The following is a 12,914-nucleotide window of genomic DNA, read 5'->3' as shown; positions in this document are numbered from 1 at the left end:
GGCAGTGGCACGATCTTAGCGATGTGAGCCCATCGGTGCAAATTTCCACAGAAAATCGCTGATCGGACTTGTTCGGCGTACAAGTGTACGCTATTGTGCGACTCGAAACTTTTTATAGTGCGACTTACAGAGGTATTGAATGAAACGTGCAGTGATTACTGGCCTGGGCATCGTTTCCAGCATCGGTAATAACCAGCAGGAAGTCCTGGCATCTCTGCGTGAAGGACGCTCCGGGATCACTTTCTCTGAAGAGTTTAAAGATTCTGGAATGCGTAGCCACGTATGGGGTAACGTTAAACTGGATACCACCGGTTTAATTGACCGTAAAGTGGTTCGTTTCATGAACGATGCCTCTATCTACGCCTATCTTTCCATGCAGGAAGCGATCAAGGATTCTGGTCTGAGCGAAGACGCTTACCAGAACAACCCACGCGTGGGCCTGATTGCAGGCTCCGGCGGTTCCTCTAAAGCTCAGGTGTTCGGTGCTGACGCCATGCGCAGCCCGCGCGGCCTGAAAGCGGTTGGTCCATATGTTGTGACCAAAGCGATGGGTTCAGCGGTTTCCGCGTGCCTGGCAACGCCGTTCAAAATCCACGGTGTGAACTACTCCATCAGCTCCGCATGTGCGACCTCCGCACACTGTATCGGTAATGCGGTTGAGCAGATCCAGCTGGGCAAACAGGACATCGTATTTGCTGGCGGCGGCGAAGAGCTGGGCTGGGAAATGGCCTGTGAGTTCGACGCGATGGGCGCACTGTCCACCAAATACAACGAAACGCCAGACAAAGCATCCCGTACCTATGATGCACACCGCGACGGTTTTGTTATCGCTGGCGGCGGCGGTATGGTTGTGGTTGAAGAGCTGGAACACGCTCTGGCGCGTGGCGCGCACATCTACGCTGAGATCGTGGGCTACGGCGCAACGTCTGACGGCGCTGACATGGTTGCTCCATCCGGCGAAGGCGCGGTGCGCTGCATGAAGATGGCGATGCACGGCGTTGATACCCCAATCGACTACCTGAACTCCCATGGCACCTCAACGCCGGTAGGTGACGTGAAAGAGCTGGGTGCGATCCGTGAAGTGTTCGGCGACAACAGTCCGGCTATCTCTGCAACCAAAGCCATGACCGGTCACTCTCTGGGTGCGGCGGGCGTGCAGGAAGCGATCTACTCTCTGCTGATGCTGGAAAACGGCTTTATCGCGCCAAGCATCAACATCGACGAGATGGACGAGCAGGCGGCAGGCCTGAACATCGTGACCGAAACCACCGAACGTGAGCTGACGACCGTTATGTCCAACAGCTTCGGTTTCGGCGGCACCAACGCCACGCTGGTGATGCGTAAGCTGAAAGCGTAAGCGTTTGAAGATATAGTAGAAGGGAGCCACGCGGCTCCCTTTTTTTATGCCTGAACACGGAGTTATGCATGACGGCTGTTACCCCTGAGAAGAGCGCTCCTTCCGGGAACCTTTCCCTTTTCCGCATCGCCTTTGCGGTGTTTCTGACCTACATGACCGTTGGTCTGCCGCTGCCGGTGATCCCCTTGTTCGTTCACCAGGAGCTGGGCTATGGCAACACCATGGTCGGTATTGCGGTGGGCATTCAGTTTTTAGCGACGGTATTAACCCGGGGCTACGCCGGTCGCCTCGCGGATCAGCACGGCGCAAAACGCTCGGCGTTGCAGGGCATGTTTGCCTGCGGGCTGGCGGGGGGAGCCTGGCTGCTGGCGGCGCTGTTGCCGATAGATGCAGCGTATAAATTCGCGCTGCTGGTGGCAGGGCGCCTGATCCTCGGCTTTGGCGAAAGCCAGCTGCTGACTGGCACCCTGACCTGGGGAATGGGGCTGGTGGGACCTGCGCGTTCCGGAAAAGTGATGTCCTGGAACGGGATGGCGATTTACGGCGCGCTGGCGGCAGGCGCACCACTGGGGCTGCTGATCCACAGCCAGTTTGGTTTTGCGGTGCTGGCAGGCACCACCATGGTATTACCGCTGCTGGCGTGGGCGTTTAACGGTTCGGTGCGCAAGGTGCCCGCCCATAAAGGCGAGCGTCCTTCGCTGTGGAGCGTGGTGGGGCAAATCTGGCAACCGGGGCTTGGGCTGGCGCTTCAGGGAGTGGGCTTTGCGGTTATCGGTACCTTCGTCTCCCTCTATTTCATGAGCCGCGGCTGGGCGATGGCAGGCTTTACGCTGACGGCTTTTGGCGGCGCGTTTGTATTGATGCGCGTGCTGTTTGGCTGGATGCCGGATCGCTTTGGCGGCGTGAAGGTGGCGGTGGCGTCACTGGTCATTGAGACCGCGGGTCTGGTACTGCTCTGGCAGGCGCCGTCCGCATCCGTTGCGCTGCTGGGTGCAGCGTTAACCGGCTGCGGCTGCTCGCTGATCTTCCCGGCGCTGGGCGTTGAAGTGGTGAAGCGCGTGGCTCCGCAGGTGCGCGGCACGGCGCTGGGCGGCTATGCGGCGTTTCAGGATATCTCATACGGCATCACCGGGCCGCTGGCGGGGCTGCTGGCAACGTCGTTTGGCTATCCTTCCGTATTTCTCGCCGGTGCGGTGTCAGCGGTGGTGGGGATTGTGGTGACGCTGGTGGCGTTTCGCAGGTCGTAGTTTTTGCCCGGTGGCGCTCCGCTTACCGGGCCTACAACCGCGCGAACCGTAGGCCGGGTAAGGCGTAGCCGCCACCCGGCAGTTTTAAGCAACCAGCCAGAAAATCGCCAGCGAAATCAGCAACGCGATAAACATCAATCCCGGACGGGCAGAAAGCGTTTTGAACGTGTCAACAACGGGGGCAAACAGCGGGTTGTAGATCGGCTGAATGTTTCTTACCTCTGGCACGCCGCCTTCCCGCTCGGCGCGGCGAACGAAGATCTGATTCAGTAAATCCTGTACCTGCGCGGTGGTCAGCACGGTTTGCGGTGTCGCCTGCCAGCTCTGCTGGGCGTAATCCCGGATCATATCGAACTCGTGCGGTTCCAGTGGTTGTTTCAGTGCCGCCTGTACGCTGTGCAGGGTCGGAGCGCTCTGGGTGCTGAGCGTCTGACGCGCCTGGAGCCAGGTGACCAGATGGGTAAACAGTTTTGCCGGGATCATCTCGCCCGCTTTCACACCGGAAAGTTCCAGCATGGATTGCCAGATAAGCTTTGTCGGTTCGCCGGTGGCGGCAGCCAGCTTAGTGACCATCTGCTTGAGCGTATTATGCTCCGCAGGCTGTAATGGCCGCTCTGTAGACGGGCGCTGTTGCGGCTGCGGGATAGAAAGCTGATTGCTTTGCAGCAGGGTCAACACGGTTTTCAGCTGTTCCGGCGAAAGCTGGCTCAGGGCGGTATGACCGTACTGTTGACGGATAAAATCACTCACCGCCTGACGATTATTCCCCTGGCCCAACAGCTCGGTCAGCTGCGAGATAATCTGGCGGGTAGTATGTTGCTGCTGTGCGCTGGTAAGACGCTGGTTCAGGTTTTGTTCGGCGGCAGGGAAATGGCGCGACTGTAGCGGCGCATCGTTTCTGACGCCCAAATCGTGCTTAACGCCGGCCCATACCTCTGCGTTTTGCTGTGAGGTCAACGCAATAAGACGCGTGATAAGACGCTCCAGTACGGTGCGTTGCTGCGTGGAGAGCGGTTGTTCGCCTGGCGTGTTGGGCGTTACGGGGCCTTCACCCGGAGGGCGCGGAGGCGTACCTGAAATGGGCTGCATCGTCAAAAATCCTTAAAGTCAAACTCTGCGTAACCGGGCGGAGATATATGCCCGGCGGCGAGATTATGGCACACTTGGCAGGTTTACTTCCTCTCAAACAGGTACTCAGACGTGAAAATCCTCGTTGATGAAAATATGCCTTACGCCCGTGAGCTGTTCAGCCGCCTGGGTGAGGTTAAGGCTGTCCCTGGTCGCCCGATTCCGGTCAGCGAACTGGACGATGCAGACGCCCTGATGGTGCGCTCGGTGACCAAAGTAAATGAGGCGCTGCTCACCGGCAAAGGGGTTAAATTTGTCGGGACGGCAACGGCCGGGACCGATCATGTGGATGACCAGTGGCTTAAGCTGGCGGGGATTGGTTTTTCCGCGGCGCCAGGCTGTAACGCCATTGCCGTCGTGGAATATGTATTCTCCTCGCTATTGATGCTGGCCGAGCGCGATGGTTTTGCGCTGAAAGACCGCACCGTCGGGATTGTGGGTGTGGGCAACGTGGGCGGACGTCTGCAAAAGCGTCTGGAAGCCTGGGGCATCCGCACTCTGCTGTGCGATCCGCCGCGTAAGGATAACGGCGATGAGGGCGATTTCCGCACGCTGGATGAGCTGGTCGACGAGTGCGACGTCATCACCTTCCATACGCCGCTCTTTAAAGAAGGGCCGTACAAGACTCTGCACCTGGCCGACGAAAAGCTGATCCGCCGTCTGAAGGCTGGCACTATTCTGATAAATGCCTGCCGGGGACCGGTGGTGGATAACGCGGCGCTGCTGACATGTCTCGACGAGGGACAAGATCTTAGCGTCGTACTGGACGTCTGGGAGCCAGAGCCGGATCTCAACGTCGCATTGCTGAATAAGGTGGACGTGGGTACCGCGCATATCGCGGGTTATACCCTTGAAGGCAAAGCGCGTGGTACAACCCAGGTGTTTGAGGCTTACAGCGCCTTTATCGGCCATCCGCAGCAGGTAGCGCTGGATACGCTGCTGCCCGCCCCGGAATTTGGTCGCATTACCCTTCATGGACCGCTGGATGAGGCAACGCTGAAAAGACTGGTGCATTTGGTGTATGATGTGCGCCGCGATGACGCGCTGCTGCGTAAAGTGGCGGGTATTCCGGGTGAGTTTGACAAGCTGCGCAAAAATTACCTTGAGCGCCGCGAGTGGTCCTCCCTGTATGTGATGTGCGATGACGCCCCCGCGGCGGCGCTGTTGCATCAGCTGGGATTTAACGCCGTTCACCACCCGGCACGTTAATGTCTTCTTAATGCTCCCTGTCGGATATTCCGGCAGGGACGCTTTTTTATTTCTGGAGTAAACCACCATGTCTGAAGGCTGGAACATTGCCATTTTGGGTGCCACTGGCGCCGTGGGCGAAGCCCTGCTTGAAACCCTTGCTGAGCGTCAGTTCCCGGTGGGCGACATTTACGCGCTGGCGCGTACCGACAGCGCAGGAGAACATCTGCGTTTCGGCGGGAAATCCGTGATGGTGCAGGATGCCGCCGCGTTTGACTGGACACAGGCTCAGCTGGCGTTTTTTGCCGCAGGTGCGGAAGCCACGGCATCCTACATTGAAGAAGCGACCAATTCAGGCTGTCTGGTGATCGACCTGAGCGGCCTGTTCTCCCTGGAGCCGGATGTGCCGCTGGTGGTGCCGGACGTCAACCCGTTTGTGCTGGCTGACTACCGCAACCGCAATATCATTGCAGTACCGAACAGCCTCACCAGCCAGCTGCTGACCGCGCTGAAGCCGCTGATCGACGACGGTGGCCTGTCGCGTATTTCCGTGACCAGCCTGCTGTCAGCCTCCGCTAACGGCAAAAAAGCCGTAGACGCACTGGCAGGGCAGAGCGCGAAGCTGCTGAACGGTATCCCGATCGACGAAGATGATTTCTTTGGCCGCCAGCTGGCGTTCAACATGCTGCCGCTGCTGCCGGATCGTGAAGGTTCGGTGCGGGAAGAGCGTCGTATCGTCGATGAAGCACGCAAAATTCTGCAGGATGACGGTCTGATGATCTCCGCGAACGTCGTGCAGTCTTCGGTCTTTTACGGCCACGCGCAGATGGTCGGGTTTGAAGCCCTGCGTCCGCTGGCGGCTGAAGAAGCCCGCGACGCGTTTGGCCGCGGAGAGGACCTTGTCCTGTCCGAAGAGAGTGAATTCCCGACGCAGGTGGGCGACGCTACCGGCAGCGCGCATCTCTCTGTGGGCTGCGTGCGTAACGATTACGGTATGCCTGAGCAGGTGCAGTTCTGGTCCGTTGCCGACAACGTGCGTTTTGGCGGCGCGCTGATGGCGGTCAAAATCGCGGAAAAACTGGTGCAGGAGTATCTGTACTGATGTCAGATGTGGAACAAAAGCCGGTCCACAGAATTGCCCTCGGCATTGAATACGATGGCAGTAAATACTATGGCTGGCAGCGGCAGAATGAGGTGCGCAGCGTCCAGGAGAAGCTGGAGAAAGCGCTCTCTCAGGTGGCGAATGAACCGATAAGCGTCTTCTGTGCGGGCCGCACCGATGCCGGCGTTCACGGCACGGGGCAGGTGGTGCATTTTGACACCACCGCCGTGCGCAAAGACGCGGCCTGGACGCTGGGTGTAAATGCGAATTTGCCTGGTGACATTGCCGTGCGTTGGGTGAAAGCTGTGCCGGATGATTTTCACGCGCGTTTCAGTGCGACGGCGCGGCGCTACCGTTATGTCATCTACAACCAGCGCCTGCGCCCGGCGGTGTTAAGCCAGGGCGTGACGCATTTTTATGAACCGCTGGATGCAGAACGTATGCAGCGTGCGGCGCAGTGTCTGATTGGAGAGAATGATTTTACGTCGTTTCGTGCGGTGCAGTGTCAGTCCCGTACGCCGTGGCGTAACGTCATGCACATTAACGTCAGTCGTTATGGCGCGTATGTGGTGGTGGATATCAAAGCCAATGCCTTTGTACATCATATGGTGCGGAATATTGTAGGCAGCCTGATGGAAGTGGGCGCCGGACACCAGCCGGAGAGCTGGATTGCAGAACTGCTGGCAGCGAAGGACAGAACGCTTGCGGCAGCAACGGCGAAAGCGGAAGGTCTGTATCTGGTTTCGGTGGATTACCCGGACCGGTTCGACCTGCCAAAACCGCCAATGGGCCCGCTGTTTTTAGCGGACTAAACAAAGGCGCAATTAGGGCTTAGACAATATGGACGTAATACGTTTTCTGATTGATTTCATCCTGCACATTGATGTTCACCTGGCGGAGCTGGTCGCGCAGTACGGCGTCTGGGTATACGCCATTCTGTTCCTCATTCTGTTCTGTGAAACCGGCCTTGTGGTTACGCCGTTCCTGCCGGGAGATTCACTGCTGTTCGTGGCGGGCGCGTTATCCGCACTGCCAACGAATGACCTGAATGTCCACCTGATGGTCGTCCTGATGATCATCGCCGCGATTATTGGTGATGCGGTCAACTACACTATCGGGCGGGTGTTTGGCGAGCGGTTGTTCAGTAATCCGGACTCGAAGATTTTCCGCCGCAGTTATTTAGATAAGACCCATGCGTTCTATGAGCGCCATGGCGGTAAAACCATTATCCTTGCCCGTTTTGTGCCTATTGTGCGCACATTTGCACCGTTTGTGGCGGGAATGGGTCACATGTCCTATCGTCATTTTGCCATGTACAACGTGGTGGGCGCGCTGCTGTGGGTACTGCTGTTTACCTATGCGGGCTACCTGTTTGGCGATCTGCCGGTGGTTCAGGAAAACCTTAAGTTACTGATTGTAGCGATTATTGTGCTTTCCGTTCTGCCGGGTGTGATCGAAATTATTCGTCACAAACGCGCGGCGGCAAAACAAGCGAAGTAAATGCACGCTGGCGGTTCGACCACTTTTTTATCCAAAGTTTCGGGCTGTTATGTTTTAATGTGCAACATTCATGGTCTGTTGGAGGCAAAAATGGCATTATTCGCCTCTTACAGCAAAACTGGCATACGACCAGGTTCAGGCAGAAAGGTTATCAATGAGCTGGATTGAACGAATTAAAAGCAACATTACCCCAACGCGTAAAGCGAGCATTCCTGAAGGGGTATGGACGAAGTGTGATAGCTGCGGCCAGGTTCTGTATCGCGCAGAGCTGGAACGCAATCTTGAGGTGTGTCCGAAGTGTGACCACCATATGCGTATGTCGGCGCGCAACCGCCTGCATAGCCTGCTGGACGAAGGTTCTCTGGTAGAACTGGGCAGCGAACTGGAGCCAAAAGATGTGCTTAAGTTCCGCGACTCCAAAAAATACAAAGATCGTCTGGCCTCTGCACAGAAAGAGACCGGCGAGAAAGACGCGCTGATCGTCATGAAAGGCACCCTGCATGAGATGCCGGTGGTTGCCGCCGCGTTTGAGTTCGCCTTTATGGGCGGCTCAATGGGCTCTGTGGTTGGTGCGCGTTTCGTGCGTGCCGTTGAGCAGGCGCTGGAAGACAACTGCCCGCTGATCTGCTTCTCCGCCTCCGGTGGCGCACGAATGCAGGAAGCGCTGATGTCCCTGATGCAGATGGCGAAAACCTCTGCCGCGCTGGCGAAAATGCAGGAGCGCGGTCTGCCGTACATCTCGGTACTGACCGACCCAACCATGGGCGGCGTTTCTGCAAGCTTCGCGATGCTGGGCGACCTGAACATCGCTGAGCCAAAAGCGCTGATCGGCTTTGCCGGTCCTCGCGTTATCGAGCAGACCGTACGTGAGAAACTGCCGCCGGGCTTCCAGCGCAGTGAGTTCCTCATTGAGAAGGGTGCTATCGACATGATCGTCCGCCGCCCGGAGATGCGCCTCAAACTGGCAAGCGTCCTGGCGAAGCTGATGAATCTGCCGTCGCCGAGCCCGGACGAGCCGCGCGAAGGCGTGGTGGTACCGGATCAGGAACCCGAGGCCTGATAACTGAAAAGGGCAGGGCCAAATGGCGCTGCCCTTTTGCTTTCTAAACCGTTAATGACAACCGGGCATCATGGAAAATAAAAGCATTCCTCAAGCCACGTCGCCCCTGGCCGCGTGGCTTTCTTATCTGGAAAACCTGCACAGTAAAACTATCGACATGGGCCTTGAGCGCGTAAGCCAGGTTGCCGCGCGCCTTGACGTGCTGAAACCTGCGCCTTTCGTGTTTACCGTGGCCGGCACTAACGGTAAAGGCACCACCTGCCGCACGCTGGAATCTGTCCTGATGGCAGCCGGTTATAAGGTAGGCGTTTACTGCTCGCCGCATCTGGTGCGCTACACCGAGCGGGTGCGGGTGCAAAACACCGAGCTGGCCGAATCGGCCCATACGGCGTCGTTTGCCGCTATCGAAGCCGCGCGCGGCGATACCTCATTAACCTATTTCGAATACGGCACCCTGTCGGCGCTGTGGCTGTTTAAGCAGGCGCAACTGGACGTGGTGATCCTGGAAGTGGGTCTGGGTGGACGTCTGGATGCCACAAATATGGTAGATGCGGATGTCGCCGTCGTCACCAGCATCGCGCTGGATCACACCGACTGGCTGGGGCCCGACCGCGAAAGCATTGGCCGTGAGAAGGCCGGTATTTTCCGGGCCGATAAGCCTGCCGTGGTTGGCGAACCGGACATGCCACATACCATCGCTGAAGTGGCGAAAGAGAAGGGTGCTCGTCTGCTGCGTCGCGGCGTGGACTGGCAGTATGAGGTGCAGGACAACGGCTGGCGCTTCAGCGATGCGCAGGGCGTGCTGGAGAATCTGCCGCTGCCGCAGGTGCCACAGCCTAACGCGGCGACTGCGCTGGCAGCCCTGCGCGCCAGCGGGTTAACGGTGAGCGAGCAGGCAATCCGCGATGGCATTCAGAACGCACTGCTGCCGGGACGTTTTCAGATTGTGAGTGAGTCACCGCGTCTGATTCTGGATGTTGCACATAACCCGCATGCGGCGGCGTACCTCGCAGGACGTCTCAAATCGTTACCAAAAACCGGGCGCGTGCTGGCGGTTATCGGTATGCTTCATGATAAAGATATCGGCGGCACGCTGGCCTGCATGGAGAGTGTGGTCGATAGCTGGTATTGTGCTCCTCTGGAAGGGCCGCGCGGCGCGACTGCTGAGCAGTTGATGGAACATCTCGGCAAAGGCGAAATCTACAGCAGTGTGGTTTCGGCCTGGCGTGCCGCGATGGCGGAGGCTAAACCAGAAGATACCGTGCTGGTGTGTGGGTCATTCCACACGGTGGCACATGTCATGGAAGTGATGGACGCGGGGAGAACCGGTGGCGAGTAAGTTTCAGAACCGTTTAACAGGAACCATTGTGCTGGTCGCGCTCGGGGTGATTATTCTCCCGGGATTGCTCGACGGGCAGAAAAAGCATTACCAGGATGAATTTGCGGCCATTCCGCTGGTACCCAAACCGGGCGATCGCGACGAGCCCGATATGCTGCCAGCGGCAACGCAGGCGCTGCCAGCCCAGCCGCCTGAAGGCGCAGCGGAAGAGGTGCGCGCAGGTGATGCAGCCGCGCCGTCTCTTGACCCGTCGCGTCTGGCCGCGAATAACAATGTTGAAATCGATCCCGTACCGGTAGAGCAACCCAAACCGGTTGAAAAACCGAAACCGGTAGAGAAAACGCAGCCTAAACCGCAGCGTGACAAAGCCGACGAGCAGCTGGCTGCGGCAACCGAAACGCCGCCACCGGCCAAACAGACCCAGCAGGAGGCTGCCCCTACGGGCAAAGCCTATGTCGTTCAGCTCGGTGCATTGAAAAATGCAGATAAGGTCAATGAGATTGTGAGTAAACTGCGCGGCGCGGGATACCGTGTTTATACTTCACCCACCACGCCGGTACAGGGTAAAATTACCCGTATCCTCGTGGGGCCGGATGCGTCTAAAGATAAGCTCAAAGGTTCGCTTGGCGAGCTGAAGCAAATCTCCGGCCTGAGCGGTGTGGTGATGAACTACAGCGCAAATTGACAGAAATTACCCCCTCACCCTAACCCTCTCCCCAAAGGGGCGAGGGGATGGTTTGCTCCCTCTCCCTTGAGGGAGAGGGCCGGGGTGAGGGGGGGGCAGACGTTCACAGAAACGTCAAAGGTGCGGTGGCGTTGAGCATTTTTTCAGCGCCTTTTTTATTTACGCGTGGGAAGGAAATCCCTACGCAAACGTTTTCTTTTTCTGTTAGAATTCGCCCCGAACTGGATGACAGGGCGTTTAATCGTGGGACACATATGGTCTGGATTGATTACGCCATCATTGCGGTGATTGGTTTTTCCTGTCTGGTTAGCCTGATCCGTGGCTTTGTTCGTGAAGCGTTATCGCTGGTAACCTGGGGTTGTGCTTTCTTTGTTGCCAGTCATTACTACACTTACCTGTCTGTCTGGTTCACGGGCTTTGAAGATGAACTGGTCCGAAACGGAATCGCCATCGCGGTGCTGTTTATCGCGACGCTGATTGTCGGCGCTATCGTCAATTACGTGATAGGCCAGCTGGTCGAGAAAACCGGTCTGTCAGGAACGGACAGGGTGCTCGGCATCTGTTTCGGCGCGTTGCGAGGCGTGCTCATTGTGGCCGCGATCCTGTTCTTCCTGGATACCTTTACCGGGTTCTCCAAAAGTGAAGACTGGCAAAAATCGCAGCTCATTCCGGAGTTCAGCTTCATCATCAGATGGTTCTTTGACTATCTGCAAAGCTCGTCGAGTTTCTTGCCCAGGGCATAAACCCTGAGATGTGGCTTAACGAGGAAAAGACGAATGTGCGGTATTGTCGGTATCGCCGGTTTCATGCCGGTAAACCAGTCGATTTATGACGCGTTAACGGTGCTTCAGCACCGTGGGCAGGATGCTGCGGGTATCATCACCATTGATGCAAACAATTGCTTCCGTTTACGCAAGGCGAACGGCCTGGTAAACGATGTGTTTGAAGCCCGCCATATGCAGCGTCTGCAAGGTAATATGGGGATCGGTCACGTTCGTTATCCTACTGCTGGTAGTTCCAGCGCCTCTGAGGCTCAGCCTTTTTACGTTAACTCCCCGTATGGCATCACGCTTGCCCACAATGGCAATCTGACCAATGCCCACGAGCTGCGTAAAAAGCTGTTTGAAGAGAAACGTCGCCACATTAATACCACCTCTGATTCTGAAATCCTGCTCAATATCTTTGCCAGCGAGCTGGATAACTTCCGCCATTATCCGCTGGAAGCAGACAACATTTTTGCCGCCGTTGCCGCGACTAATCGCCAGATCCGTGGCGCGTACGCTTGCGTGGCGATGATTATCGGTCACGGCATGGTGGCCTTCCGCGATCCAAACGGCATTCGCCCGCTGGTGCTCGGCAAACGTGACCTCGGCGATGGCCGTTCCGAGTACATGGTTGCCTCCGAAAGCGTGGCGCTGGACACGCTGGGCTTCGAATTCCTGCGTGATGTCGCGCCAGGCGAAGCGGTCTACATCACCGAGAAGGGCCAGCTGTTTACCCGCCAGTGCGCCGACAACCCGGTGAGCAACCCGTGCCTGTTCGAATACGTTTACTTCGCGCGTCCGGACTCGTTCATCGACAAAATTTCCGTTTACAGCGCGCGCGTCAACATGGGGACGAAGCTGGGCGAGAAGATTGCCCGCGAGTGGGACGATCTCGACATCGACGTCGTGATCCCAATCCCTGAAACCTCCTGTGATATCGCGCTGGAAATTGCCCGTATTCTGGACAAGCCGTACCGTCAGGGCTTCGTGAAAAACCGCTACGTTGGCCGCACCTTTATCATGCCGGGCCAGCAGCTGCGTCGTAAGTCCGTACGTCGTAAGCTGAACGCTAACCGTGCCGAGTTCCGCGACAAGAACGTGCTGCTGGTGGACGACTCCATTGTGCGCGGCACGACGTCTGAGCAGATCATCGAGATGGCGCGTGAGGCCGGGGCGAAGAAAGTATATCTCGCCTCCGCAGCGCCGGAAATTCGCTTCCCGAACGTGTATGGCATTGATATGCCAACCGCTAATGAGCTGATTGCGCATGGCCGTGAAGTGGATAAGATTCGCCAGATCATCGGGGCCGACGGCCTGATTTTCCAGGATCTGAACGATCTGATCGATGCGGTGCGCGCCGAGAACCCGGATATTCAGCAGTTCGAATGCTCGGTATTCAATGGGATCTACGTGACAAAAGACGTAGACCAGCAGTATCTCGACTACCTTGATTCTCTGCGTAACGACGATGCGAAAGCCGTCCAGCTGCAAAACGATCTCGAAAGCTTAGAGATGCACAACGAAGGTTGATGCTCCGGCAAGTG

Annotated in this window: 12 protein-coding genes; 11 read left to right on the top strand and 1 reads right to left on the bottom strand. The window is 57.3% G+C overall.

Annotation, left to right across the window (positions count from 1 at the left end; genetic code table 11):
• The first annotated feature begins 139 nt into the window (after positions 1 to 139).
• Positions 140 to 1,357, top strand: a complete 1,218-nt coding sequence (gene fabB, locus L2Y28_RS15420; RefSeq protein ID WP_022648859.1) for a beta-ketoacyl-ACP synthase I — start codon at positions 140 to 142, stop codon at positions 1,355 to 1,357.
• Between the two features lie 68 nt (positions 1,358 to 1,425).
• A complete protein-coding gene (locus L2Y28_RS15415; protein WP_022648858.1) occupies positions 1,426 to 2,604 on the top strand; it encodes an MFS transporter in 1,179 nt (392 codons plus the stop codon).
• An 84-nt stretch (positions 2,605 to 2,688) separates the two neighbouring features.
• Here L2Y28_RS15415 and flk read toward each other — a convergent pair whose 3' ends face one another.
• The gene (gene flk, locus L2Y28_RS15410) at positions 2,689 to 3,693 is read right to left on the bottom strand and encodes a flagella biosynthesis regulator Flk (protein WP_022648857.1); all 1,005 of its coding nucleotides are present in this window, start codon (positions 3,691 to 3,693) and stop codon (positions 2,689 to 2,691) included.
• 111 nt (positions 3,694 to 3,804) lie between these two features.
• On the opposite strand from flk, the gene pdxB reads away from it, so the two are divergent.
• The 9 genes from pdxB to purF all read left to right on the top strand — a co-directional run bounded on the left by pdxB (position 3,805) and on the right by purF (position 12,900).
• Positions 3,805 to 4,941, top strand: a complete 1,137-nt coding sequence (gene pdxB / locus L2Y28_RS15405) for a 4-phosphoerythronate dehydrogenase PdxB (protein WP_022648856.1) — start codon at positions 3,805 to 3,807, stop codon at positions 4,939 to 4,941.
• 67 nt (positions 4,942 to 5,008) lie between these two features.
• Positions 5,009 to 6,022, top strand: coding sequence for an aspartate-semialdehyde dehydrogenase (locus L2Y28_RS15400; RefSeq protein WP_022648855.1), 1,014 nt, complete (start codon positions 5,009 to 5,011; stop codon positions 6,020 to 6,022).
• Positions 6,022 to 6,834 carry a tRNA pseudouridine(38-40) synthase TruA gene (gene truA / locus L2Y28_RS15395; RefSeq protein WP_001286071.1) on the top strand — a complete coding sequence of 271 codons (813 nt, stop codon included), beginning with the start codon at positions 6,022 to 6,024 and terminating at the stop codon, positions 6,832 to 6,834. The genes L2Y28_RS15400 and truA overlap by 1 nt, the downstream gene beginning before the upstream one ends.
• 28 nt (positions 6,835 to 6,862) lie before the next feature.
• Entirely contained in the window at positions 6,863 to 7,522 is a 660-nt protein-coding gene (locus L2Y28_RS15390) for a DedA family protein (protein ID WP_006811410.1), read from the top strand.
• A 154-nt stretch (positions 7,523 to 7,676) separates the two neighbouring features.
• Complete coding sequence (gene accD / locus L2Y28_RS15385; RefSeq protein WP_022648854.1) at positions 7,677 to 8,582, top strand: acetyl-CoA carboxylase, carboxyltransferase subunit beta; 906 nt, start codon at positions 7,677 to 7,679, stop codon at positions 8,580 to 8,582.
• A 70-nt stretch (positions 8,583 to 8,652) separates the two neighbouring features.
• Complete coding sequence (gene folC / locus L2Y28_RS15380) at positions 8,653 to 9,921, top strand: bifunctional tetrahydrofolate synthase/dihydrofolate synthase (RefSeq protein ID WP_022648853.1); 1,269 nt, start codon at positions 8,653 to 8,655, stop codon at positions 9,919 to 9,921.
• Complete coding sequence (dedD, locus tag L2Y28_RS15375) at positions 9,911 to 10,606, top strand: cell division protein DedD (RefSeq protein ID WP_017383444.1); 696 nt, start codon at positions 9,911 to 9,913, stop codon at positions 10,604 to 10,606. The genes folC and dedD overlap by 11 nt, the downstream gene beginning before the upstream one ends.
• Positions 10,607 to 10,860: 254 nt before the next feature.
• The gene (cvpA, locus tag L2Y28_RS15370; RefSeq protein WP_000262116.1) at positions 10,861 to 11,349 is read left to right on the top strand and encodes a colicin V production protein; all 489 of its coding nucleotides are present in this window, start codon (positions 10,861 to 10,863) and stop codon (positions 11,347 to 11,349) included.
• A gap of 33 nt (positions 11,350 to 11,382) precedes the next feature.
• A complete protein-coding gene (purF, locus tag L2Y28_RS15365; RefSeq protein ID WP_022648851.1) occupies positions 11,383 to 12,900 on the top strand; it encodes an amidophosphoribosyltransferase in 1,518 nt (505 codons plus the stop codon).
• The last annotated feature ends 14 nt before the right edge of the window (positions 12,901 to 12,914 follow it).

This window comes from Enterobacter sp. JH25, assembly GCF_021725435.1.
Classification (GTDB): Bacteria; Pseudomonadota; Gammaproteobacteria; order Enterobacterales; family Enterobacteriaceae; genus Enterobacter; species Enterobacter intestinihominis.
The sequence above is the reverse complement of the archived record's forward strand: the minus strand, read 5'-3'. Positions and strand labels throughout refer to the sequence as shown.

Bases quoted from the DNA above. Each gene is read 5' to 3' on its own strand.
- fabB (WP_022648859.1), top strand. From the start codon at position 140: ATGAAACGTGCAGTGATTACTGGCCTGGGCATCGTTTCCAGCATCGGT.
- L2Y28_RS15415 (WP_022648858.1), top strand. From the start codon at position 1,426: ATGACGGCTGTTACCCCTGAGAAGAGCGCTCCTTCCGGGAACCTTTCC.
- flk (WP_022648857.1), bottom strand. From the start codon at position 3,693: ATGCAGCCCATTTCAGGTACGCCTCCGCGCCCTCCGGGTGAAGGCCCC.
- L2Y28_RS15400 (WP_022648855.1), top strand. From the start codon at position 5,009: ATGTCTGAAGGCTGGAACATTGCCATTTTGGGTGCCACTGGCGCCGTG.
- truA (WP_001286071.1), top strand. From the start codon at position 6,022: ATGTCAGATGTGGAACAAAAGCCGGTCCACAGAATTGCCCTCGGCATT.
- L2Y28_RS15390 (WP_006811410.1), top strand. From the start codon at position 6,863: ATGGACGTAATACGTTTTCTGATTGATTTCATCCTGCACATTGATGTT.
- accD (WP_022648854.1), top strand. From the start codon at position 7,677: ATGAGCTGGATTGAACGAATTAAAAGCAACATTACCCCAACGCGTAAA.
- folC (WP_022648853.1), top strand. From the start codon at position 8,653: ATGGAAAATAAAAGCATTCCTCAAGCCACGTCGCCCCTGGCCGCGTGG.
- cvpA (WP_000262116.1), top strand. From the start codon at position 10,861: ATGGTCTGGATTGATTACGCCATCATTGCGGTGATTGGTTTTTCCTGT.
- purF (WP_022648851.1), top strand. From the start codon at position 11,383: ATGTGCGGTATTGTCGGTATCGCCGGTTTCATGCCGGTAAACCAGTCG.